General features: G+C 38.9%; 28 protein-coding genes. 12 read left to right on the top strand and 16 right to left on the bottom strand.

Features of this window, described 5'->3' with window-relative positions:
* Window positions 1–63 precede the first annotated feature (63 nt).
* Window positions 64–804, top strand: coding sequence for a hypothetical protein (locus ACEWFH_RS06225; protein WP_473726547.1), 741 nt, complete (start codon window positions 64–66; stop codon window positions 802–804).
* 325 nt (window positions 805–1,129) lie between these two features.
* On the top strand, window positions 1,130–1,651 hold the full coding sequence (locus ACEWFH_RS06220) for a DUF2642 domain-containing protein (protein ID WP_473726546.1): 522 nt from the start codon (window positions 1,130–1,132) through the stop codon (window positions 1,649–1,651).
* A gap of 444 nt (window positions 1,652–2,095) precedes the next feature.
* On the opposite strand, the gene ACEWFH_RS06215 is transcribed toward ACEWFH_RS06220, so the two are convergent.
* The 3 genes from ACEWFH_RS06215 to ACEWFH_RS06205 all read right to left on the bottom strand — a co-directional run bounded on the left by ACEWFH_RS06215 (window position 2,096) and on the right by ACEWFH_RS06205 (window position 4,779).
* A complete protein-coding gene (locus ACEWFH_RS06215) occupies window positions 2,096–2,344 on the bottom strand; it encodes a hypothetical protein (protein WP_473726545.1) in 249 nt (82 codons plus the stop codon).
* 19 nt (window positions 2,345–2,363) lie between these two features.
* Window positions 2,364–2,648, bottom strand: coding sequence for a hypothetical protein (locus ACEWFH_RS06210; RefSeq protein WP_473726544.1), 285 nt, complete (start codon window positions 2,646–2,648; stop codon window positions 2,364–2,366).
* Between the two features lie 382 nt (window positions 2,649–3,030).
* Window positions 3,031–4,779, bottom strand: a complete 1,749-nt coding sequence (locus ACEWFH_RS06205; protein ID WP_473726543.1) for a mechanosensitive ion channel — start codon at window positions 4,777–4,779, stop codon at window positions 3,031–3,033.
* 331 nt (window positions 4,780–5,110) lie between these two features.
* On the opposite strand from ACEWFH_RS06205, the gene ACEWFH_RS06200 reads away from it, so the two are divergent.
* From ACEWFH_RS06200 to ACEWFH_RS06180, 5 genes are all read left to right on the top strand, one after another.
* On the top strand, window positions 5,111–6,139 hold the full coding sequence (locus ACEWFH_RS06200; RefSeq protein WP_473726542.1) for an ABC transporter ATP-binding protein: 1,029 nt from the start codon (window positions 5,111–5,113) through the stop codon (window positions 6,137–6,139).
* Window positions 6,123–6,650 carry an ABC transporter permease gene (locus ACEWFH_RS06195; protein ID WP_473726541.1) on the top strand — a complete coding sequence of 176 codons (528 nt, stop codon included), beginning with the start codon at window positions 6,123–6,125 and terminating at the stop codon, window positions 6,648–6,650. The genes ACEWFH_RS06200 and ACEWFH_RS06195 overlap by 17 nt, the downstream gene beginning before the upstream one ends.
* A 46-nt stretch (window positions 6,651–6,696) precedes the next feature.
* Window positions 6,697–6,909, top strand: a complete 213-nt coding sequence (locus ACEWFH_RS06190) for an ABC-2 family transporter protein (RefSeq protein WP_473727229.1) — start codon at window positions 6,697–6,699, stop codon at window positions 6,907–6,909.
* 12 nt (window positions 6,910–6,921) lie between these two features.
* Window positions 6,922–7,716 carry an ABC transporter permease gene (locus ACEWFH_RS06185; protein ID WP_473726540.1) on the top strand — a complete coding sequence of 265 codons (795 nt, stop codon included), beginning with the start codon at window positions 6,922–6,924 and terminating at the stop codon, window positions 7,714–7,716.
* A gap of 114 nt (window positions 7,717–7,830) precedes the next feature.
* A complete protein-coding gene (locus ACEWFH_RS06180) occupies window positions 7,831–7,965 on the top strand; it encodes a hypothetical protein (protein ID WP_473726539.1) in 135 nt (44 codons plus the stop codon).
* Between the two features lie 59 nt (window positions 7,966–8,024).
* Here the strand turns inward: ACEWFH_RS06180 and ACEWFH_RS06175 are convergent, their stop codons facing one another.
* The 4 genes from ACEWFH_RS06175 to ACEWFH_RS06160 form a co-directional block, all read right to left on the bottom strand.
* Complete coding sequence (locus tag ACEWFH_RS06175; protein ID WP_473726538.1) at window positions 8,025–8,624, bottom strand: superoxide dismutase family protein; 600 nt, start codon at window positions 8,622–8,624, stop codon at window positions 8,025–8,027.
* Between the two features lie 67 nt (window positions 8,625–8,691).
* Window positions 8,692–9,372, bottom strand: coding sequence for a Type 1 glutamine amidotransferase-like domain-containing protein (locus tag ACEWFH_RS06170; protein WP_473726537.1), 681 nt, complete (start codon window positions 9,370–9,372; stop codon window positions 8,692–8,694).
* Window positions 9,373–9,510: 138 nt separating this feature from the next.
* Window positions 9,511–10,833, bottom strand: a complete 1,323-nt coding sequence (locus tag ACEWFH_RS06165; protein ID WP_473726536.1) for an ABC transporter permease — start codon at window positions 10,831–10,833, stop codon at window positions 9,511–9,513.
* A complete protein-coding gene (locus ACEWFH_RS06160; protein WP_473726535.1) occupies window positions 10,817–11,521 on the bottom strand; it encodes an ABC transporter ATP-binding protein in 705 nt (234 codons plus the stop codon). The genes ACEWFH_RS06165 and ACEWFH_RS06160 overlap by 17 nt, the downstream gene beginning before the upstream one ends.
* A gap of 436 nt (window positions 11,522–11,957) precedes the next feature.
* Here ACEWFH_RS06160 and ACEWFH_RS06155 point away from each other — a divergent pair, with 436 nt between their 5' ends.
* The gene (locus ACEWFH_RS06155) at window positions 11,958–13,595 is read left to right on the top strand and encodes a M20/M25/M40 family metallo-hydrolase (RefSeq protein WP_473726534.1); all 1,638 of its coding nucleotides are present in this window, start codon (window positions 11,958–11,960) and stop codon (window positions 13,593–13,595) included.
* Window positions 13,596–13,613: 18 nt separating this feature from the next.
* Here ACEWFH_RS06155 and ACEWFH_RS06150 read toward each other — a convergent pair whose 3' ends face one another.
* The 4 genes from ACEWFH_RS06150 to ACEWFH_RS06135 form a co-directional block, all read right to left on the bottom strand.
* Entirely contained in the window at window positions 13,614–14,012 is a 399-nt protein-coding gene (locus tag ACEWFH_RS06150; protein WP_473726533.1) for a DUF4931 family protein, read from the bottom strand.
* On the bottom strand, window positions 13,994–14,377 hold the full coding sequence (locus ACEWFH_RS06145; protein ID WP_473726532.1) for a DUF4931 domain-containing protein: 384 nt from the start codon (window positions 14,375–14,377) through the stop codon (window positions 13,994–13,996). Before ACEWFH_RS06145 ends, ACEWFH_RS06150 begins: the two co-directional genes overlap by 19 nt.
* 73 nt (window positions 14,378–14,450) lie before the next feature.
* Window positions 14,451–15,104 carry a hypothetical protein gene (locus tag ACEWFH_RS06140; protein ID WP_473726531.1) on the bottom strand — a complete coding sequence of 218 codons (654 nt, stop codon included), beginning with the start codon at window positions 15,102–15,104 and terminating at the stop codon, window positions 14,451–14,453.
* A gap of 4 nt (window positions 15,105–15,108) precedes the next feature.
* Window positions 15,109–15,663, bottom strand: coding sequence for a sigma-70 family RNA polymerase sigma factor (locus ACEWFH_RS06135; RefSeq protein ID WP_473726530.1), 555 nt, complete (start codon window positions 15,661–15,663; stop codon window positions 15,109–15,111).
* 653 nt (window positions 15,664–16,316) lie between these two features.
* On the opposite strand from ACEWFH_RS06135, the gene ACEWFH_RS06130 reads away from it, so the two are divergent.
* Both ACEWFH_RS06130 and ACEWFH_RS06125 read left to right on the top strand, forming a co-directional pair.
* The gene (locus tag ACEWFH_RS06130; RefSeq protein ID WP_473726529.1) at window positions 16,317–16,850 is read left to right on the top strand and encodes a coiled-coil domain-containing protein; all 534 of its coding nucleotides are present in this window, start codon (window positions 16,317–16,319) and stop codon (window positions 16,848–16,850) included.
* Window positions 16,851–16,939: 89 nt separating this feature from the next.
* Window positions 16,940–17,632, top strand: a complete 693-nt coding sequence (locus ACEWFH_RS06125) for a M23 family metallopeptidase (RefSeq protein ID WP_473726528.1) — start codon at window positions 16,940–16,942, stop codon at window positions 17,630–17,632.
* A 189-nt stretch (window positions 17,633–17,821) separates the two neighbouring features.
* Here the strand turns inward: ACEWFH_RS06125 and ACEWFH_RS06120 are convergent, their stop codons facing one another.
* The 4 genes from ACEWFH_RS06120 to ACEWFH_RS06105 all read right to left on the bottom strand — a co-directional run bounded on the left by ACEWFH_RS06120 (window position 17,822) and on the right by ACEWFH_RS06105 (window position 20,539).
* Window positions 17,822–18,598 (bottom strand): protein-glutamine gamma-glutamyltransferase, encoded by a 777-nt coding sequence (locus ACEWFH_RS06120; protein ID WP_473726527.1) that lies wholly within the window; start codon window positions 18,596–18,598, stop codon window positions 17,822–17,824.
* A gap of 62 nt (window positions 18,599–18,660) precedes the next feature.
* Window positions 18,661–18,870, bottom strand: a complete 210-nt coding sequence (locus ACEWFH_RS06115; RefSeq protein ID WP_473726526.1) for a hypothetical protein — start codon at window positions 18,868–18,870, stop codon at window positions 18,661–18,663.
* Between the two features lie 17 nt (window positions 18,871–18,887).
* On the bottom strand, window positions 18,888–19,685 hold the full coding sequence (locus ACEWFH_RS06110) for an ABC transporter permease subunit (protein WP_473726525.1): 798 nt from the start codon (window positions 19,683–19,685) through the stop codon (window positions 18,888–18,890).
* The gene (locus tag ACEWFH_RS06105; protein WP_473726524.1) at window positions 19,682–20,539 is read right to left on the bottom strand and encodes an ABC transporter permease subunit; all 858 of its coding nucleotides are present in this window, start codon (window positions 20,537–20,539) and stop codon (window positions 19,682–19,684) included. Before ACEWFH_RS06105 ends, ACEWFH_RS06110 begins: the two co-directional genes overlap by 4 nt.
* Before the next feature lie 251 nt (window positions 20,540–20,790).
* Between ACEWFH_RS06105 and ACEWFH_RS06100 the strand changes: the two genes are divergently transcribed.
* Both ACEWFH_RS06100 and ACEWFH_RS06095 read left to right on the top strand, forming a co-directional pair.
* The gene (locus ACEWFH_RS06100) at window positions 20,791–21,498 is read left to right on the top strand and encodes a hypothetical protein (protein ID WP_473726523.1); all 708 of its coding nucleotides are present in this window, start codon (window positions 20,791–20,793) and stop codon (window positions 21,496–21,498) included.
* A 179-nt stretch (window positions 21,499–21,677) separates the two neighbouring features.
* Complete coding sequence (locus ACEWFH_RS06095) at window positions 21,678–23,141, top strand: NAD(P)/FAD-dependent oxidoreductase (protein WP_473726522.1); 1,464 nt, start codon at window positions 21,678–21,680, stop codon at window positions 23,139–23,141.
* Window positions 23,142–23,259: 118 nt separating this feature from the next.
* Here ACEWFH_RS06095 and ACEWFH_RS06090 read toward each other — a convergent pair whose 3' ends face one another.
* Window positions 23,260–23,727 (bottom strand): hypothetical protein, encoded by a 468-nt coding sequence (locus ACEWFH_RS06090; protein ID WP_473726521.1) that lies wholly within the window; start codon window positions 23,725–23,727, stop codon window positions 23,260–23,262.
* Between the last annotated feature and the right edge of the window lie 149 nt (window positions 23,728–23,876).

Raw genomic sequence — 23,876 nt, 5'->3', positions numbered from 1 at the left:
CTAGGGTGATACATATAATGCATGGACAAGAGTAGTCAAAATCATTATCAGGAGGAAATATTTTTGAAGAATAATAACTGTCCAAGCAAACTTTCATCAAGAGAGTTATGCAAATTATTGGGTCAAAAAATCCGTGTTAATACTGGTGGCCCAGAATCAAGAGTAGGGAGATTGGTCTGTGTTGGCGAAGACTTCCTAGCGATTGAATCATTTGATAAAGATGGTAAAGGCAAGGGTAAAGGCAAAGGCAAGGATCGTAAAGATAAAGAATTAATCTTTTATCAGCTATATCATGTAAAAGCAATTGTTATTGAAGCAGATGAATTGTGCTGTTGGAATAACTCAAAAAAATGCACGAAAGATACATTCTGCAACGTATTAAAACACTATATTAACCACAAAGTTAAGATTAACCGCGGAGGTCCAGACAGCGTAGAAGGTGTCCTCGTAGCAGTAAACAATAGCACGATTGAAGTAGTTCGCGGCGATGAAATCATTTTCGTAACGATCTTGCATATTAAGAGCTTTAGCCAAGTTGGTGGATGCCACGAGGAAAGCAGTTCCCACAAAAAGGAATCTTCTAATAATAAGAAAGAGTCTTCTCATAAAGATGACAAAAAAGAATCTTCTTCATCTTCATCTTCTTCGTCTTCTGGAAAGAAAGAGTCTTCTCATAAAAAAGAGTCTTCTCATAAGAAAGAGTCTTCTCATAAGAAAGAATCCTCACATAAAAAACACGAATCATCCTCTTCTTCCAGCAGTGAACAATGGAAGAAAAGAAAAAGAAAAAAAATGTTGCGGTGAAGGACCAAAAAAATTAGCGAACCCTCGCCAACAAGGCTGGTTTAAACTGTAATTTAAGCATCGTCCTGTTTTCTTCGGAAAACAGGACTTTATATGCTTTGTGACAGACAGAAAGGATGCTCGCTTGCATCGTAAAAGATAGTTTTATGAGACACAATGGATATTCCATTCATAGGAGGATTGTATTGAGCATTTTCAACAAACTTATTGGAGAGACAGTCGAGCTCTCCATCAGCGGTAAAAAAATATTACCGGCATACTGATCGATATTGGATCAGATATTATCGTTATTTATGACGGTAAACAATATTTATATGTATCTAAAATGCACATTCATCGTTTAAACAACACAGATTATGAAACAGAGATAGAAAAACCAGAAAGTTTACCTATCGGTTCGGAGGAAGAATCCTACTCTCTTAGAAAAGTATTAATGAACGCAAAAGGTTTATTTTCAGAGGTTTTTATTACAAGCAATCAATCGATCCATGGCTATATCACGAATATCATGAATGATTACTTCATTTTTTACTCACCTGTTTATAAAATCATGCTGGTCCCTATGCAACATCTAAAATGGCTTATACCTTATCATGTAAACGAAAGGCCGTACACCCTTTCCGATGAAGAATTACCTTTGGTGCCTTTTCAGATGTCATTGGCCCGAACCTTTTCGGAACAGTGTAAAAAATACGAAGACAAGCTTGTCATTTTTGATCTTGGAATCGATCCAAATAAAATCGGCAAGCTAGTTAAAATGGATAATAGTCAAATCCAGTTAACCATCGGGAGAAATGAGACCGTATTTATCAATATTCAGCACATTAAAACACTGCATCTTCCTTAAAAATAAAAAAACTTCGCATTGCCGAAGTTTTTTATTTTGCTCTTTTATAGATTGTTACTTTCGTTCTTTGCTTTAGTATTTGCCGTTCTCTTCATTGAAAAGTTGATAGTAGTGAAAGGCCCGAGACTCTAGGCTAGGACGAACGGTCAGGTGAGACCTTTAAGGCGCAAAGCGGCAAGGGGCTCACCGGTCGCCCCGCGGAAAGCGAGTGGCCTGTAACGGAGATCAACCACTTCCAAGAGCAACAAAGTTTTAAGCAAGAAGCCTATATTTACGAAAAATGAGTTAAGACCAATGAGGATAAGAGACCTAGCGAAGTAATAAAACCAACAGCTACACCAGCATCCTCATGTGCTTCCGGAAGCATCGTAGAAGAAACCATTGCCATGATGGCACCTCCCGCAAAGGCACCGATCAACGATAAAGAAGCAACAGATGCCTGTTCTAAAAAACAAACCCAAGAAAAGCAGCTAGCGAAGAGATCAAAAAAACGGAAATCCACATGCCGATAATTTTTCGTTTTGAAAAACCTTCTTTTAATAATCCGATCGAGCTAGATAACCCTTCAGGAAAGTTGCTTAGGAAGATCGCAACCACGAGCAGCCAGCTTACTTTACTATGATCGATCAAGCTTGCTCCTATCAGAACGGATTCAGGAATGGCATCAAGCAAAGTACCAAAGAAGATTGCCATACCTACCCCTTTTGTTTTCTTATCTCCTGATTTTTTCTTTCGTGTCCACCTTTTTTGCAAGAATACTATTAATCACTGTAAAGATCGTTGAACCTAGAATAAACCCAATGGCTGTAACCAGTAAATTGCTCTGTTCAACTGCTTCTATTAATAGTTCGAAGGAAACAGCTCCTATTAATATGCCCGTTCCAAAAGCCATGACCCAAGCGGTCCATTTTTTCGGAATATGAAAAGCGAGTGCTGCAAAACATCCTAGCAGTACAGCAGAACCTGCTATTCCTCCCCAAAAAGCGGCCTGTAGCATTTTTTCTGACTCCTCTCGTTTTTTATCACCTTGTCCGTAAATTTAGAGTTCTATTCACACATGTTGGCACCAAAAAGGAATATACAAGCCACAGCTTCAAAGTTAAGAGCTTAATTGTATTGCTGGAATAGACAAAAACGGACTGTTGTTCGTATCAATAGAACAAATAAAATTATATTCACGTTAATTCATTTATTTTCACGTTAATCAATTTATTTTCACGTTAATTCTTTTAATTTCACGTTATTCCAATTATATTCACGTTAATTGTAATCGATAATTTTTTGGCAGCACACATGAATTAACCGACGAAAAATGACTCACAAAGGTTAAGGTTCACCTTTATGAGTCATTTGCATTCTCTCTCACATTTAATTAATGATTAAAAATCATTTCGTTTTGGGTCATTCTTGTTGATGCCAAACTCATCGCTTGGTGTGTTCAAGTGATTAAACTGTCTATCTTTTGCGATGGTATGAGGCTTATTGAGATCCGTAGTAGTTGTTGAAACATCTTGCTGTTTTGAAGAATCTGTACGGAAATCTTTTAAAGATGTCTTATCTTTCCACTCTGCAGGGTCAGGACTTCCAATCGTTGTTTGTTCCATTCGTCGTCCCCATTTATTCAGCGTACGACCAGCGGCATCTCGTCCACCTAGTCCAAAAGCAAGACCAAAAGCAAGTGTGAATCCACCTAAGATTAAAATGAACGCAGCATTTACGATTGTTTTTGCTACTCCAAGCTGATCCAGAGCCATGAAGAACGCGAGCGTAATAATTGTATACTTTGCAATGTTACCAAGCAGCTTTCCTTCTGCCTGTTGTTTTACCATGCTTTGAACAACACGTTTTACAAGGTCTCCTGCATAGAATCCGATTCCTAGTATCAACACTGCGGTTAACACCATCGGGATATATGCGAGGACAACTGATAGAATACTAACTAAACTTTCCAGGTTTACAAGTTGCAGTGCCTCAATTGTAAAGAGCAATACGACAACAACCTGAGCGGCATACCCAATGATCACAGAGATCGTGAACGTTTGATTGGACTTATGAAGAGATCCAAGTCCCATCTTGTGAAAGATACCATTGAATCCAACTCGTTCTAATAATGAAGTAACTGCTCTTTTCACCCATTTACCTAGCCATAATCCTACAGCTACTAAGATGATAGCTACGATAATGTTCGGAATCATGTCCATGATTTGACCTAACATTCCAATTGCAGGTCCAGAAATTCCGTTGATGTCCAGTGTTTCAAGTGCAGAAATTACAACAGGTATTAAGATAAATACATATACAATTGTTCCAATTAGATGAGAAAGAGATGTTTTTTCTAATGCGCGATCAGCCCCCATTTTAGCTGCTAAACGATCGGTTCCGATGCTTTGTAAGAAGTTTACTAGAATTTCCTTAACAATCTTAGCTACAAGCCATCCAACAAAAAGAATAATGGCTGCTCCAAGAAGTTTTGGTAAGAAAGCGAAGAATCCTGTCAGCATGCCTTCTAACGGTTCAGAAATAGCATCAATTCCTAAAGCAGATAATACAGCTGGCAGGAATAATAGTAAGGTAAGATAAAATACTGCTTTTGAAGCTGAGATAACGGCTTTATCAGACTGACTTGGATCACGAGTAAGCTTCCAGCGGTGCAATAGTCTTTCAAAACCAGTGTTTTGTCCTAATTTTTTTACAAGAATAGATAAACCAGATGCTATCAGCCAAGCAACAGCTGCGATTAGTGCTGCTTTTAATAGGTTAGGAATCGCTGCTGCAATTACACCTAAAGCATTTGAGATCGGCTGTGCGACATACGGAAGGCTAAGCATGTTTAGGAACATAACAATCGCCACTGCCATAAGAATCCAAAATACGACTTTACTTATCACTTCTTCAGAAGAATATTTACTTGATCTTGTTTGTTCAACGTGTTCCCCATCTGAATCAGGTCTCATCCACCTTGCAACTTTATTGTCAAAATCAGTTTTGTGAAGAGCTTTTTTGACAGCTTTGGCCACTAAAGAAGCGATAAGCCAGCCTATTAATAAAACTAAAATAGCGAGAAGCAAATCTGGCAATCTTCCTAAGTAAGCCATCCACGAATCCGTTACGCCATTGTAATCGTACATATTCTTCCTCCTTTTTTAGGTTCATTTATTGACCTCTACATAAGCTCTACTTTCCCAAACACTTAATCAACTAAACTAAAAGCTTTCAAATTAAACACAAGGATATATTTTACAAATTCGATGATTTTCGGTATAATGCGTATATTCCATGCGCGTGCAAACGTTTTCAAAAGGAGAGGGATAATATGTGGATTTACATCATACAATCAAACTAATTTCATATCCCTTTAAAACCTGACGCGTCAAATCGTGAGCTAAAAATTTTATATGCACACATACCCGCAGGAGCTTGTCTGTGGTTTTTTTGTGTTCATTTTTAAGGAGATTTCACATGATCGTTGTAAAAAAACTCGAAAAGCATTATAAAATCGCAAAACGGGATCCTGGTTTAAGAGGAGCCGTAAAATCATTGTTTCATAGAAAATTTGAAACGAAACAAGCTGTAAAAGGAATCAACATGCACATTGAAGCAGGCGAAATGGTAGGATACATCGGGGCAAATGGAGCAGGTAAATCCACAACGATAAAAATGCTAACCGGCATTTTAACACCAACCTCCGGCGAAGTTAAAGTAAACGGAATCATTCCCTATGAAAATAGGAAACAAAACGCCAGCCATATAGGTGCCGTTTTCGGTCAGCGGACACAATTATTCTGGGATATCCCGGTTCGAGAAAGCTACGAACTGCTTAAACACATCTATGAGATCCCTCAAAAGCAATATGAAGAAACGTTAGCTGAATTCGTTGATGTCCTTCATTTAGAACCATTGCTCAGAATTCCGGTAAGACAACTATCGCTAGGACAGAAAATGCGCTGTGAACTCGCTGCTGCTTTTTTGCATCGTCCAAAAGTCGTGTACTTGGATGAACCTACAATTGGATTAGACGTTGCGGTTAAGGTTCGAATTCGCGCATTTATCAAACAGATGAACGCCAGGTACGGCACAACAGTTCTTTTAACCACACATGATATGCAAGACATCGAGGAGATCTGTCAGCGAATCATTATTATTGACGATGGCAGTGTGATATACGATGGATCCATTCAAGACATAAAAACGCAATTTGGTGATAAGCGTATTATCCAGTTTGAGCTGGAGCATTCAATCAATGATCTATTATTGCCTGAAGAAATTAAATCACTAGCTGAAATCATTCCAAGAAAAGATGAAGATCATCATGTTGTATCCGTCTCGTTCAGCAACAAAGATATTTCAGGAGCGGAAGTCATCAGCAGTATGATGAAGCATTACCCCGTCGCAGACTTGACGATTACCGATGCAAAAATCGAAACAATTGTTGAAGAGATCTACCGTAGAGGGATGAAAGGTAAGGTGCAGCATGAGGAAATACATTGAGTTTGCCCGTGTTCAGATGCAAGTGAATGCTGCTTATTCCGCATGGTTTTGGGCAAATACCTTCTCAATTCTTTTAAGAATGCTTGTTATTTATTTCTTTTGGAAAGCCGTGTATAGCAGCCGTACGGAAATAGAAGGTCTGCCTTTTGATGCTATGATTACGTACATCATTATCGCGATGTTTTTACAGATGTTCGTTTCAGGTGTGGGCCGAGAACTTGCTCATACCATAAAAGACGGAAATGTAGCCATCGAGCTTATGCGTCCTTATCACCTTATCACCAGATTGATCGCGATGGATATGGGGGACAAAATTATCCATTTTATACGTGGAGCACTGCCTCTTGGCATTTTGGCGTTTCTTTTTATGGATATTACACTGCCTAGTACGTGGCAAGGCGGTTTGTTATTTTTAATCAGCGCACTGATGGGCATTTGGATTGGAACATTTTTTGATTTGTTGATTGCCATTCTTGCTTTTGGACCATTAACCTTTGGGGGCTTGAAGTGATGAAAGAAGCGGTAATCTCGTTTTTTCTGGAGCACTTGTTCCACTTATTTTATTTCCTGAATGGTTTCAAACCATAAGTCTATTCCTTCCGTTTCAAGCAATGGTCTACGTTCCGGTAGCGATTTACACAGGCATCTTAACGGGAACAGAAGCATGGCTTGCTCTAGGATCGCAAGTATTTTGGGCTGTCTTACTCTTTGTTCTGTTAAGAGTTCTATGGTCGATCGCAATGAAAAAGGTAACCATTTTTGGAGGTTAGGAGGTGACGTGCATGTTGACAAGGTACATGAAATTATATTATTTATTTTGCAAACAAAATTTAAAAGTAATGATGGAATATAGGATGGATTTTCTGCTTGGGGTCTTGTCGGTTATGCTTCAGCAGTTTGCGGGAATCTTCTTTGTTAAAATTGTGTTCGATCATATTCATCAGTTGAACGGGTGGACGTTTTACGAAATTCTATTTATATACGGAATTGCCGCTACTGGCCGGTCCATTCATCATATATTCTTTGATAATCTGTGGACGCTTGGGTGGCAGTACATAAGACCAGGAAAGTTTGATCGTCTCCTCATCCGACCAATCAATCCGTTGTTCCACTTTATCGCAGATCGACTGCAGCAGGACGGATTTGGACAGCTTTTTATCGGCATTATCGTAATCAGTACGGCCATGCCACATCTGGATATTTCGTGGGGAGTTTTGGAGTTCTTTATTCTTGTTGTCATGATTATTGCATCTGGTTTTATTTTCGTAGCGATTAATCTTTTCTTTGCAACGTTATCCTTTTGGATGGTCGACAGTCTTCCGATCGTGTGGACGATTTTCAATCTAAGTGATTTTGCCCGCTATCCTTTAACGATCTACCATAAAGGCATTCGTCACTTGCTTACATGGATCATCCCATACGGATTTACCGCGTTCTATCCTGCTGCTTATTTTATTGAAGGATCAGGATTCGAAAAACTTGCATTATTAACGCCTGTTGTTGCTATCGTTTCATGCGTGGTTGCTTACTGGTTTTGGAATAGAGGTTTAAGAGCTTTTACGAGTACGGGGAGTTAATATTTTTAATGCCCCATTTACAAAAGAGTTATGATTCTAGAAAAGCGAATTAGTAGTTTGCCTTCCAGGTCTTTTATTAGATCCTCTTCATTGACTAGTTGATTGGAGCGCAAGGTGGGAGACTCCTGCTGGACGAGCGGTCAGGTGAGACCCTTAACGGCGCAAAGCGGCAAGGGGCTCACCGCACGCCCCGCGAAAAGCGAGCACCTCGAGCGGAAATCAACTACTTCCAAGAGCAACAAAGGTTAAGGTAAAAAGAATAAAAGCTGGCAGTTTTCGTCGTAAGTGACGAAACTCCAGCTTTTTCTTTATTTCTTAATCACACCACACAGAACCCGATCACCTGAGTTGCCGGCAGGATCGGTTTTGTAATCATCGGCCTTATCATGAATTACAAGCGCGGTACCGCCGTTTGCAAAGAGTGAGTTATCTTTACCTTCTGAAAGTGTCACAAGATTAGATAAAACTTCGTCTTGAACCACCCCGCTTTTATTTGCTTTCACATTTTGGATATCTCCTAAATGAGGACCTTTAGGATTAAGGAACCCATGCTTTTTTTCAGTGGGATTAAAATGTGCTCCTGCTGATTTGAAATCGGGCGGCGTACAAATGGCTTCTTCATGAAAGTGGATGCCATGTTCGCCTGGCTTTACTCCTGTTGCGTTCACCTCAACTTTAACTCCATCCGCAGTCTGTGTTAAAGTTGCTTCTCCCGCTTTATCACCTTTTGAATCAATAAGATTCACGATATAAGATCCGCCCTTCACCTTGCTGGATGCAGTCTGAGATGCAGCTTTGGATTCTTCCATGTCATGATTTTTATGTTCATCATCTTTATCCTTGTTTCCACATGATGCAAGGACAATCACAAGCATTATATACAGAACTATTGATACTAATTTTTTCAAAACATTTACCTCCTGATGATTAATAGTACATTTTCCGCCCAATCATCAGGACTTTAAACCTTTATTTTTAAAAAAGTGTTTCGACCTCCCTCTCTGCAACTTTTCCTGCTTTCAGTTCTACAAAGTATGCTTTCGCGTTCTCTCTTGAACTAACAACTTTGTGCAGTTTTCCATCAATAAAGTGAAGCGCTGCACCATCATCTGCTGCAAATCCTGGTTTTAACCCCTTCTCAATGAGCTTATGATAAGCGTGCCTTCGTTCTGCCTCACCGTCATAATGTGGGCAGTGACTTCCAGGCAAAAAACCGAGGCAGTCCAGCTTTGCAAGTGGACCAAACGAATCGGTCACACCTTCTTCAAACCAGCAAAGAGATCCTGCACTAAGACCTGCCAATACTTTTCCTTCTTCATATGCCTTTTTTAAAAGAACGTCTAAACCCCATTCTTTCCACAGAGCTAGTAGGTTTTTTGTATTGCCCCCACCGACATAAAAAATATCCTGTTGCTTCACGAAATCGTTGAGATCTACAGGAGGAGAAAAGAGCGATAAATGTGTTGGCACGCAGTTTTCAGCTTCAAAAGCTTTGTAAAAACGTTCAATATATCCATCCGCATCTCCACTTGCTGTAGGAACAAAGCAAATACGCGGTTTTTCAGCCTTACATTGCTGAAGAATGTAATGATCCAGTCGTTTATTTTCAGGTTCCATGGAAAAACCGCCGCCACCCATGGCAATAATTTGTTTCATGATTTTATCCACTCCTTGTATGTAAGTTTTCGTGAATAACAATCCTTTTTCCTGTTTCTGTTGGTTTATTTTCCAATGCAGAAAGACACCTCATCAAAAAAACACCAGCATACTTTAAACATCAGCTGGTGCTCACTTTTACACATCTCTTCTTAATGCTTTTAAAACATCTACCGTAGTAGCTTTTGCTGCAGGTCTCCATCCCGATAATAATGTTACGCCCATACAGATTGTAACGGCAATCACAGTCAGGCTCCATGGAATGTAAGATAGGATGAAACCTTCGGGTGGCTTATCCTCGGTAAACTGTCCGATAATAATTGGAAGAGCAAAATTGACACCATAGCTGATAACATATGCCAAAAGTGTACCTAATCCCACTCCCCATAACCCGATATAACCGCTTTCTAATAGGAAGATGCGTTTGATCGTTTTGGGAGTTGCACCAATCGCTTTCATGATGCCGATATCCTGCGAACGTTCTGTAACGGCCATCGTCATCGTATTAAAAATGCCTATGGATGCAATTAGCACAGCAATTCCACCGATAAAAATCAACCCCGCCTTAAACAAAGTAAAATAAAGGTTTAGCTCCTTTAACTCACTGGCAACTGAATACGTTAATAAATTCATCTTCTCAATTTTTTCAGATACTGCTCGTACCTCATCAGCTGTTGACGTATACACTTTAACCACGTCATACCCTTGTTCCACAGGACCTTCAATCTGATCTCCCTCGTTTTTTCCAAATAGGGATTTAACAACCTCGTTTCGAAGATCCTCCGTTATATATGCATCTGTAACAATATCCCACTTCTTGGTGGGTTTCTTTCCAATCCCAACTACTTTAACGTCTATTGAACGGATATCTGCATTCTGATCGTCAGCAGTATCGGAGGTGGTCATACGATAAGAGAGTGTCTTTCCTATTAGGTCCTCTTTGTAAGCTAACTCTTTATGCTTTTCCTGAAATTCTTCATCGCTCAACCCTTCATAAAAATCTTCAGGCGCTTTCTTTGTTAATTGCTCTGCAAAGTGATAGCCAACAACAATTTCATTCTTGCTTTCCGGTAAACGACCGCGATCCAGTTCAAAACCTGCTTTAATTTCTGACGGCATATGTGCACTGAAAACAGGCGTATTAATCATGTAATCACCAATCGTAAATTCGTTTGCAGGAGTATGCTTTTTGCGTGTAACCGCCTTAACATCTTTTATATTCTCTAATTTCTTTACTTCTTTATCGGTTATCATACCTTGCTCTTTTTGAATTTGGATTTCGTTCATCAACCGGTAACTCATCACATCATCTACAGCTGTCTTATGGATGGCAAACCCGACTGATGCAAGCATGATCAAAAAGGCACAGCCGATCGTTGAAGCGAGGATAGTCATCCAGACACGTGTTCTGTTTCTTTTCATATTGCTTCTGACAAAACGGTGCTTATCTTTGAACTTCACGAAGCATCCTCCCTTCTCTTAAGTACCCGTCTATAATTTCCACTTTACGGTGAGCGATGGAGGCTACTTCATGATCATGTGTAATGATTAAGAAGGTAATTCCATAGGTATCATTCAATTCTTTTATAAACGCTAAAAGTTCTCTCTCGTTTTCGGAATCCAAACTTCCAGTTGGTTCATCGGCCAATATGAGAGGAGGGTTTAAGATTAATGCTCTTGCTATACTGACGCGCTGCTGCTGACCGCCTGAAAGCTCTCCTGGATAATGACTTTTATATTGTTCCAATCCGACCCTTTTTAACATTTCGGTCGTCCGTTCTTTTCTATCTTTCTCGTTAGTTCCTTTTAAGACCAAAGGTAGCTCTACGTTTTCATAAGCTGTCATGCTAGGGATCAGCTGAAAACTTTGAAAAATAAATCCAAGGTGGTTTAAGCGGAATTCTGCCCACTTTGTTTCTGAAAATCCGCTAACTTGTTTTCCGTTAATGGAGATCGTTCCTGTTTCAGCTTGAATAAAACCAGAGATTAAGTTTAATAGTGTTGATTTACCAGAGCCGCTCCTTCCAACGATCGCCACAATTTCTCCCTCTTCTACACGTAGATTTACATCATGCAGAACAGGAACCATATTTTCTTTTTCTTTTTTTCCAATTTTAAAAGCATACGATAAATTCGTTACGTTAATCATTGTTACACCTCTTTTGTATTAAGTGTACTATTTTATATAATACACATATACCACGTTATGTAATTATCTGTCAATATGTCCCAATATAGTTTTTTATAGAATGTTTCTTCAGCTATAAGTCTGAAATTAGACATCATAGGCAAGTTCCTCACTCCCTCAGGAAGCGAGCATTTTTTCAAGTTTTTATTCATGTGCTTCTTTGACAAGTTGATTGGAGTGCAAGGCGCGAGACTCCTGCGGGACAGGCGGGCAGGTGAGACACTTATATGTGAAACGTACGAACGTGGCTCACCGCCTGCCCCGCGGAAAGGGAGCGGCTGGAACGGAAATCAACTACTTTCAAAAACAGCAATGAATACGAAAACATTCTTTAAAAAAGGATTTAAAGGGAAAGAGTAGTATAGGTAACAAAGACGTACATCAAGGAGGTACACATATGTTAAAGTGGCAATCAAAAGAAGGATATACGAAACTACTAAAAGATCTCGTTTCGATTCCAAGTATCACCCATCATGATGGAGAAATGTTTATGGCAGAGCACCTTCACCATACACTTTCTTCACTTGATTATTTCACAAAGCACCCAAATCACGTTCGCCATCATCCCATTCCAGATGGCCGTAAACTGATAACCGCATTTGTTCAGAATGATCCTAGTGTAAAAGAGACCATTATTCTATTAAGTCACTTTGATGTAGTCTCTGTTGAAGATTTTGGAGAATGGAAACACCTTGCTTTCCGGCCTGATGAACTTACCGAAAAGATTATTGAAAATAAAGAGCTTCTTCATCCTTTCGTTCAAGAAGATTTAAGGAATGGTGATTGGCTGTTTGGTCGAGGAACGATGGATATGAAAGCAGGCGTTGCGCTTCATATGTCTATGATCGAAAAAGCGGCAACCGGACATTTTAAAGGAAATGTCCTGATGATATCAGTTCCGGATGAAGAAGTTCACTCTGAGGGAATGCTGGCAGGTGTCAGCGTTTTACGCCAGCTAAAGGAAGAATATGATATTAAATACATCACTTGTTTAAACGGAGAACCTAGTTTTACAAAGTATCCAGGTGATACATCGCCCTATATGTACACCGGGTCGACGGGGAAGATCCTGCCAGGTTTTCTTTGTTACGGTAAAGAGACGCATGTTGGTGAACCGCTCGCTGGTTTGAATGGTAATGCGATGGCAGCAGAGATTACGAGAGAACTAGAATGGAACGTTGATTATGTTGAAACGTTCCGAGATGAAGCTACACCTGTGCCAACAAACCTGATACAAAAAGACTTAAAAGATCATTATTCCGTGCAAATTCCGCATGCGGCGGTTACTCTTTTTAACCTTATGCTGTTTAATCGGTCGCTATCAGATATTACATCCATGCTAATGAATAGTGCTCAGAACGCAGCTAGAAAACTAGAAGACCGCCTTTACGAAAGAAGTAAAGCTGTTTCAAAGATTGTTCCTTTCACACCTGAAAAGGAACAAATAAAAGTACTCACCTTTAACGAGCTCTATGAGCATGCGGTGACAAAATATGGACAAGAAGAACTAGATCGCAGAGAAAACATGCTGCAAACTAATAATCCAAACGCAGATGAAAGAGAGCTAACGATTCAATATGTATTTGAACTGGCCAGCCTATGCAGAGACATCTCACCGATGATCGTCCTTTTCTACACACCGCCATTTTATCCCGCTGTCTGCTCAAGCGATCATCCATTAATTAAAGCAACATCAGATGAGGTAGTGAAACATGCGAAAAGCGAGTTCAACAGTGACCTGGTTAATGTTCATTACTTTAGCGGATTATCTGACTTAAGCTATATTGGTTTCAACGGAGACGCTCGTGATCTTTCAGCATTCACAAGCAACTTTCCTTTACTGGGATCTAGATATAACATCCCCTTTGATGATATGAGAGAGGTCAACATTCCTGTCATTAACATCGGTCCGTTAGGCAAAGATGCTCATCAATGGACCGAGCGTCTGGAAATCAACAAAGTGATGAATGAAACACATCCCCTCATCGTGTTTGCGATGGAAACACTGTTTGAGAAAGCGAAAAACCAGATCTAAGTCAGATCTGGTTTTTCTTTATGGTGTGAAATAGAGTTCTTTGATTTTTTTTGCAATACCTTCAATATTATTCGCCACTTGCTGTACACCGTACCCCATATAAAGAGGAGAAGACACAAACCTAGGCATGATTTTGCAGTACGTAGTCTCGTTAATTTTATAAAAGAAAAGGTTGTAACTCGTACAGTTTCGATGAAAATGATTCAGCAGAAAATGAGCTCCAGTCTGTATGAAATCAGCGAAAAGAGATAGCTCTGCGTCTTTTTCCCAAATCACATTCAGCTCATAAAAGCCTACTCGCGGTTCGGTTGAAACGGTAAACCTTACCCCATCTTCCTCAATGATAGAGAATCCTTCAAACTGATTAACCGAAAAATCATGCAAACAATCTACTTCGTTTAGTCCGATAATCTGCATATGCGGGTGCCGAATCGTCCCCCTGATAAAGGGCCATGGTTTTTGAAAAACATTACGGAACGATATTGACCACTATTTAACATGCGTTCCCAATTTTCCATTCCGAAACGAAGTACATCATAAAGGTGTTCTTTGCTGTAATTAGAAAGTTCTCCTTCACATTCATCTGTTTCGATTAGCACTGTTTGATAGGCTCCATCAAGTACAGTATATTTATTTTTAACTAATATGATTGATCCACGCTTATCTAGTACTTCTTCCAGCTCATCAATACGACAAAATGGACATGGTGTTTCTTTGTTTTTGATGCTGTTCGGCTTTTGTGCGCCAACTTCTGTAAAAAATTTTATGTGTGTTTTTTTCATGCTATTCACCGCTTTTGCTTGTTTCCTGTCTAATTTCTAGCTAATCTTATAATTTTCCTGTTTTGAATATGGTTTATTTATTTGTAATTCGTTCCCATTTTAATATACCTTCATTTTTGTTAATTGAACCTAACCATTCATAATCTCGCTCCTGCTGCAATACCCCTGCTAACTTATCATTATTACTTTCTACAGTTGTATAGACTTTTACATTAACATAGTTCCATAGTTCACCCAAATAATTTTGCGCTTCATATGGCTCATTTAACGTAAGGTGGGACACTTCCTTTAAATAAGATTCAGTAACGAAAATCCGCTTTTCTTGAGGCAAATAATTAGGAAATGTTATATAAACGGTAAGTTTATCACCTTTTTGGTCAGCAATAACTCCTGATATTTTATGTTGATGCCTCATATCGTGCTTTGCTTTTGTTAAGATTGCTTGGTTTGCATAGGGAATTACAGTAATGGATTCAGCCTCTTTATTCTTGTCGGTGGAAAGCGGCATGTTTTCTGTAAACTGTATAAAAATAAAAATGAACGCTACACCGAGTGCAAGACTTAAACTTTGATGAAACCAATGATACCACATGCTTTTTGGTGCAGGAGGTTGATTCAGATCACGTGCTTTCTGAAGAACACTCTGCCTTTGTTCCTCTTTAAACGTTATTGTTTTCATACGGCCGTTGTTCAATATTTCAGGCAGCTGCTTTAACGGATCTTCCATGATATCATCCTCCCCTCTCTAATTTACGCCGCAGCATTTCTCTGCCTCGCTGAAGGATCGTTCTGATAGTCGCTTCTTTTTTATTTAAAATCTGGCTGATCTCATTAACCGCCAACTCTTTATAGTAGTAGAGAAGGATTACCTCTCTATATTTAAGCGGAAGTTTTAAGACTTGTTCAGCCAATGCCTCATGTTCACTTTTTTGCACGATAGAAAGTTCGGGTGTTAGAGCGGAGGTTTGTTTGGACTTGCTAAAACGATCGATTACATGAATGTACTTCTTCCATCCGCTTCTTAAATAGTCTTTGCACAAATTAACGGTGATTGAATAAACCCACGTTTTTACCGAGGATTCATTTCGGAAGTTGTCTTTATGGATGTAACATTTCACAAATACTTCTTGTGCCAGATCCTCCGCTAATTTTCTATCTTTTACATATGTATAAGCGAGCCTTATCACCTTATCTTGGTACATGTCCATGATCTGTATCAGCCACTCTTCCTGACTCAGGTTGTGTAGACCCAACTCTGGTGACATAACGTTTCGTTTCGTTTTCAAGTCCATCCCCCTTTAACGTTCATCTATACTTTAGACGATTGTGGATTTGTTTTTTATTCGTTTTTTTAAAGCTGTCTTCGTATTCATTCAAGGAAGTCTTCTTGCTCCTGCGTCTACAAGTATATGCTACCGAACTATGTTTCTTCGTCGCATGCCTTGCAAGAAGCTTCTCATGTGGCAGGCACGCTTCTTCCACTCCACTCAACATGTCACTGATGTACTGTAAGCAACAATCTACTAAAGTAGGAACTCATTAAAAGATTGTTTTAAAAGTCATTGTTACTCTTAGAAAACCTACTACTATGAGGCAATCACTAGAGTTTACTAATTGAATCCCGATAATAGTTCTTTTTGTATAGTAAGATTAATAATTTAGCCTTGAATATAACTTAAATAATCTCTCTTACCTGACTTTTTTGTAATGAAGTGTCTGTATTATTAACCACATATTTGTCATTTAATATTCTATATCTACTAATCTATTTCCTTTAATAGACAATTTGTTACAGAGATAAGTCGAATTCTGTTTCATAGTGTAATATTTTGAAATATAAATGTAATATTATTTCGCGATAACTGGCTAGAAATCAATGGTATAATCACATGAGTAAAGAAATTGGCAACATTTGCACTTACAAGGAGGAGTACCCATTTTGAAACGCAAGCTAGTAATGGCAACACTGTCTCTGAGTCTAGTATTCAGTACATATACCGTATCGGCAGAAACTCTGTCTTCTATAAAACAGAAAAAAGAACAAAATCGCTCTGAACAGGATAAAAAGCAGAGTGAATTAAAACAGAATCAAAATGAACAAGATCACACAGTAGATCAAATCGAACAAATACAGAGTTCAATTGAAAAGACAGTTAAAGAAATTGGAAACAAAAAAGATTCCATTCAATCTACAAAAGCTTCTATTGAAAAACTAAAAAAAGAAATTGACGTGCTTGAGAAAAGAATAAAGGAACGTGACGCTCTTTTAAAAGAACGTGTAAGTTCCATGTATGAAAGCGGCGGGGCTGTTAACTACCTTGACGTTTTATTAGGCGCTAAAGATTTTGGTGATTTTCTTGATCGCGTATTTGCTTTAAACGTAATTGCTGAACAAGACAAAGCGATATTAGAAGAACACAGACAAGATAAAGCTTCTGTTGAAAAGAAAAAGGAGAAGTTGAAAGTCAATTAACATCTCTTAGTAAAGACTTAGCAGAACTTGAAGGATTAAATCAAAAACTAACGGATCAGAAAAAACAAAAGGCTTCTCTTCTTGCACATTTGCAAACAGAAGAAGGAGAAATTCATAGTCATCTTATGCAATTAGATGAGCAGAACGAACTGCTTGCAGCACAAGAAGAGGCAATAAAAGCAGAAATAGCACGTGCAAAACGCGAGGAAGAAGAACGTAAAAAGAGAGAGGCTGAAGCTAGAGCTGCGGCTGAAGCAGCAGCGGCAAAAGCCAAAGCTGACGCAGCGGCAGCTAGAGCGAAAAGCAGCTCGTCAAATTCGAGTTCTGCAACTGCGCCATCAACACCACCGCCTGCACCAACACCAGCTCCAACGCCAGTAAGCCGTGATTTTATCATGCCTTCTCAAGGAATGATTACATCTGGCTTCGGTTATAGAAGTGCCGGAATGCACTATGGAATGGACATTGCACAAGGTGGAAGCGCAGTTCCAATTGTTGCAGCAGCATCTGGAACAGTTACAAAAGCTTATTATTCAGACAGTTACGGAAACGTTGTTTATATTACGCACTACATTAATGGACAACTTTACACAACACTTTATGCACACATGAGAACAACACCAGCCGTTCGTCAAGGTCAATCTGTCTCTCAAGGGACGTTCTTAGGCTACCAAGGAAACACTGGTGCATCAAGAGGTCAGCATCTACATTTCGAATTGCATAAAGGACCGTGGAACGGATCTAAATCAAACGCGGTTGATCCAAGACCATATCTTCAATAAGAAAGTAAAAGACGCAGAGAAAACGATTCTCTGCGTCTTTTTTATAGGCTCTTCTCTAAAAGATTGTTGCTTTAAAGGCATCTATTCAATTCTCTTCTTAGCCAAGGTTGATTGGAGTGCAAGGTGTGAGACTCCTGGAGCGGAAATCAACCACTTTCAAGAGCAACAAAGTTTACGGAATTAGCCTTTTTATATCACTCCAGCAAGCAGCCTTCGAATTGGATGACGGGTGTATTCGGACATTAATCGATAGTTTGGCCTTATAATTTCAGCTGTTAAAAAGGCTGAGACTGTAGCACCAGGCATTCTCTTTTTATTAAGCACATCGATAACCTCTCCAATAGTACCAGTACCAATTCCGTGACCGAAGAATTGCCCGTTTCCAAGATCGATCAAATTTTCACCTTGCCATTGAGGCGTGTTTGGATGATGTTCTGGATTTTTAACATATCTCACATCTCCTGGTAAGGAATCTCCAGACGGCACCTGAATGATCTGAAGGTCTTCATCGTGTTCCGTACTGTAGAGAAGCAATCCGTTAAACAATTGATCAAACATTCTCGTTCCAATTGTCTCAAGAATTGCTTTATAAAACATGATCATAATGGCTGTTGTACATTCGAATCCGTATCTTTTTCCATTGATAAAAATATCTGAAATGGCATCAGAAGGCCGGACTCCTGATCGAAGCAAGAAACCGCCATAAGCTGTTCTTCTCCAATATTGAGGATTGCATCGTGAATTAACAAATGTGGCAAACCCTGCCCCGCTGTCACGCATAGCGTTTGCAGCCGCAACAATATTTGAACGCATTACGACTTCAAACAAAAATTGGTGAGGACTTGTGTAATAGAACGATTCTCTAGCGTTTTTTAGCTTTTCACCTATTTGTTTCTGTGTCGATGTAAGCGAATTGAAACCAGAGATTTGAGCTGTATTTACCGGATACCCATTAACAAAAATCATTTCTCTCCCCCTGTCTGCACAGGATATGATAGTGTATGGCAGGATGAGAAAAGTGGTGTTTTTTATGCCCCTCTGTTTTGTAAAAACTCAAAAGGGGTTGAATGAGCTGATGTATTGCGTTTTTCTAGCTTCAATCTTTCTTTTTTAACTTTTTTTATATGTCTGATTTTAAGGTGATGCTGAAAGCCTTCTCCCATAAGTTGAAACGCATAGATGGCGATGCCGAACATAATGATGGGTCCTAATGCGATATACGGATTTCCCTGAATCATGAAATAATAATCCCCCACTAACCCAGACCACTCATTTGATACCGATTTTGGCGGATCTCCCACCATAGGAGTAAAGTCAACATCTGTTCCTCCAAAAAGAGCTTAAAATACCCGAGATGTGTAAAAATAATTAACACTTGAACACATTGCTGACACCACACAATAGTGAGTTTGGGAAGTAAATGAGGCATTACATGTTTATTGAAGATTCTCCATCTGCTAGCTCCTAAAACCTTCGTACCCTCAATAAAATCCTCTTTTAAAATGGCAGCCATCAAGTTACTGATCATAGAACCAAGCAGCGGAACCACGAGTACAGTTAAAATGATGATTTCAAGTCCAATTCGCTCAACAAACGAATATATAAAATACCCTTCCATTTCAGGGATTTTCAATTGTTCTGTTAAAATTGGCGAAAGGACAAATACAGCTATGATTGTAAGCGGTATTAAATAGAAAGAACTCAGCAATTGATCTAGACTTTTTCTGATTTTTTCAGGCATGTAAAAAGCTAAAGGTATTGCGACTAGGAGACTGATCAGAACTCGTAATAACCCAATTGCTATGACGCTAAATAGCGTAAATTTCGCACCTTGCAGAACTTTTAATGCGATATCATAACCAAGGGGATCGGTACCCATAGGAAACATAAAGGATGGTTCAAATGGAGCTGCTTCAATCGGACTCATATTTTCATCATATAGCACTTGGACTTGACGGACTTGGCTATCAAAAAACACAGAAAAGATAAGGCTTGAAACAATCAATCCGGCGATAATGCTAAAACCGATCCAAAATTTATAGCTTCTTATCATACCACCTCACCTCTATTCGTAAAACGCATAATGAACCATTCGAATACGGCAAAGATAAGAAAAAATGGGATCACAAGTAAGATGAGGCAAGCCGCAAGCATTTCAGGTCTAAAATCGTGGTACATATAATGTGTAATTCCATGGATATTGAAAATGATCTCGACGAGCAACAAGTTGGATATCATGAACCACAGAACAGATTTTGAAAAATGAAAAATGCCTTCACTTGTGTTTCTAGTTACATGGACGATTAAAACATAAATCCTGCGCATTCCCTTTGCTAAACTGGTTTCAACGTATTGTTTTCCCATCTCTTCTTCAGTCATAAGAATCATCATTTTGTAAAAATAAACAAACGGCAAGATCATGAGACACGCAATAGGCACTAGGTAAATTCGGCTTTCCGTTCCTAATGAGGCAACATTTGAAACAAGGATTCCTGTCTTTTTATAGACCAGAACGATCCCCATCTGTACAAGTGCAAACACGAGGAGATCCGGTAAAGATTCTAAAAAGGTTAGAACGTTTTTTATGATCCTTCTCAGGAACATCGGAAGCATAAGCGTCCCCCATGTCAAAAGCTGTGCAGCGCAAAAAGCAATGAACAGTGCGCCAAAAAGAATGGTCAACGAGTAAAAGTAAGGCCCCCATATGTCTTCCAAAAATAAACGCTCTGTTCCTTGATTAAAATAGATCATCTCGTTCATTTTAAGTACTTCAGTAAATACTACAACAATCTTATTTGTATAAGCAGTTACATCTTTATTCATGATTAGTTCCGGTAATCCACTTATAAGGATAATGGAAAGAACCGTTAATAATAGCTGCAGTAATAGTTTTTTTATGATCTTCATCTAGCTCCTCCTTCTCTTACTTACATAGACGATTGAGCGAAAAAATATCATTCATCTCTTTTTCTTTTGGTAAGGATAAAAGAAAAAAACAATCCATATTAAGGAAGAGAAAACACGGAATTGAGGATTTATTATGCGGAATAAAGTTTTAATTGGTGTTCTGGCTGCTGCGTATATCAGTTTTCTATATCCCTACTCATCTGAAGCAAAAGAACCCCTTACTTATTTCCCTATCGAAAAAAGGGGAGATTTTGGAGTGGGATCAAGTCAACAAACTCCTTCCTAAAGGTGCTACGTTTAAAGTCGTTGATTTGGAGACGGGTTTTTATTTTCAAGTGCAAAGAAGGGCGGGTAATAAACACGCAGATGTACAACCGCTGACTCATGATGATACTGCTGTTTTAAAGCATCTATACAACGGTAAATGGAGCTGGAAACGCAGGGCCATACTCATTCCTGTTAAAGGCAGAATGTTAGCTGGGAGCATGCACGGAATGCCACACGGAGCTGGCGCTTTAGAAAACGGATTTCCTGGTCATTTTTGCATTCATTTTTTGGGGAGTTCAACACATCGTTCCCGTAATATTGATCCCTCCCACCAATTCATGATTTTGAAAGCTGGCGGTCAATTATCTAAATTCGCCTCAGGTGCAAGTGCTAAGCAAGCGGTATCCATGTTTTTAGTCGGAATGAAACAGCAAGATTTCAAAATTGCTAAACCTGTACTTTCAACCACATTACTTCAGGACAGCAACATCACTGCTTTATTCAAGGGAATCACAAGCATGCAATATGAAATTAGAACACCAAGCAGCAGGTATCCGCCTATTGTACGAACGGAAATAAGGGCGAAAATTAAGAAATACGATGATAGCGGTTTGCAATCTGATACCTACACGTTTTTATTAGAAAGAAAATCAATGACAGATGGTTGGAAAATCATAAAAATCAAACTTTAAACGCCTTAAGATATATAAAGTCATATCTTAAGGTGTTCTTTTTTCTCTAAAACCGAATAAAAATATAAAATTTTTATTAATTGTTCGTATTTTACTTGAAATACATTTGAATAATTGTTATATTTACCAAGGGAAAAAACAGTTCAAGAAAAACTACCAAGAATTTCAAGGGGGATATTATGAATACCCATTATGATGTAATTATTGTTGGCGCAGGTCCTGCAGGTATTTTTACGAGCTATGAACTAACAAGACAGCTTCCTGAAGCGAAGATATTATTAATAGATAAAGGACACGATATCTATGCTCGTTCATGTCCCATTTTAGAGAAGAAGATTCAGAAATGCCCTCCTGCAGCTGGAAGAAAAGAGTTTGCCGGTTGCCTACCCGCTTGTTCGATAACGAATGGCTTTGGAGGAGCAGGAGCTTATTCCGATGGGAAGTTCAATATTACGAGTGAATTCGGAGGTTGGATGACTGATTATCTTTCTGAAGAAAAAGTGGTTGAACTTATCAAATATGTGGACGAAATTAACTTAGAGCACGGTGCAACGGATTCGATTACTGATCCGCTTACACCGGAAGTAAAAGATATCGAGAAACGTGGATATGCAGCTGGTTTGAAGCTGTTGCGCGCTCAAGTTCGTCATCTTGGAACAGAACAAAACCTTGAAATTCTTAAAAGCATCTATGAATATTTAAAAACGCGCATTGAGATGAAATATAAAGCAGAAGTTGAAGATCTTATTACAGAACGTACTGCTGATGGACACGTTGCAAAAGGAATCCTCTTAAAAGAAGGAACTTCCCTTTCTGCTGAAAAAGTTGTAATCGTTCCTGGTCGTGATGGTTCTTCATGGCTGACAAAGATTCTTAAAAAACGCCGCATTAAAATGACAGCAAATCAGGTTGATATTGGTGTCCGTGTAGAGACATCCAACCTTGTAATGGAAGAAATCAATAAGCATCTGTACGAAGGTAAGTTTGTGTTCAATACTTCAGTAGGTACAAAAGTAAGAACATTCTGCTCAAACCCTTCTGGTCACGTTGTAGTAGAGAATCATTCTGGAATCATGCTTGCAAACGGTCATGCTTATAAAGATCCTAAGCTTGGTAGCGAGAATACAAACTTTGCGCTTCTTGTCTCTCATCAATTCGCTGAACCGTTTGATCAGCCGACTGAATACGCTCATGAAGTATCTCGACTAGCGAACCAGCTTTCAATGGGCGGATTAGTTGTTCAAAAGTACGGAGATATCTTAAAAGGCCGTCGTTCTACTGATAAACGCATTAAGGAAGGTTTTCTGCGTCCTACTCTAAAAGAAGCTGTTCCTGGTGACTTAGGATTAGTTCTTCCATATAACACGATGAAGAGCTTGATCGAAATGACGGAAGCGCTAGATAAAGTTACTCCTGGTATCGCTTCAGAACATACATTGTTTTATGGCGTAGAAGCAAAGTTCTATTCAGCGCGTCCGAAGCTTGATGACAAATTCGAATCTGAAATCAACGGATTATATGTTGGTGGAGATGGTGCTGGTATCACGCGCGGTCTTGCACAAGCGAGCGCATGCGGTGTTTGGATCGCTCAGAATGTGGCAGCTAAGATAAAAGAAAATGAAAAAATGCCAGCGATGGTTTAAATTGAAGGAAGACTCGGCGACTGCTGAGTCTTTTTTTGTGGGGAAAGAAAGGATGATTTTCTTTATTAAAAATAGAAAACATAAAGCTTGCAGGAAATAAATGCAAGCACTTCTTCGTTTAATTATTCGTCAGGACTAGGAAATAAAATTTAGCATCATCCAGTGCTTTTTGAAGATTGGTGAACGCTATGAAACATTTGTATGATCCAAATATAGCGAATAACCAAAGTATGGGTATCACGTTTCTTCTATTGTCTTTACCTTTTCTATAGAATATCAACGCTACGATTCCAATAATTAATAAGTAAACAACAAAAATGATGAAAGTTATTGTTTCTACTTTACTCTCATCAACCGCACTTTTAAAATGATCTAGTTCATTTCGGTTTTGCTCATTCTCTTCAATAACAGACTGCTTCTTACCGTTCCCAATCTTCCAGGTGAACACTTTATTCTCTGCAGTCATCGTGTAATGGAAGCCCCATGCTTTCCCCTCACTGATTACTTTTGGTGATGCATGTACAGAAGTGCCAACCATCATGATTGTAACAATAAACACAAACCATGCTTGTAAGAATCCCCTCAAGTATATTCCCCCTAAATTTAAACGAGTAGTTTAACATTTCTCCACCTTTTTCCTATTAAACGAAATAAAATGCAATGGGATCTTCAACAAGCTATTCATATTACTTTGATATTAACTTTACCATGTAAAGAATATGATTAGTTAAAAAT

Source organism: Fictibacillus sp. EA-CB0309 (genome assembly GCF_055814265.1).
The sequence above is the reverse complement of the archived record's forward strand: the minus strand, read 5'-3'. Positions and strand labels throughout refer to the sequence as shown.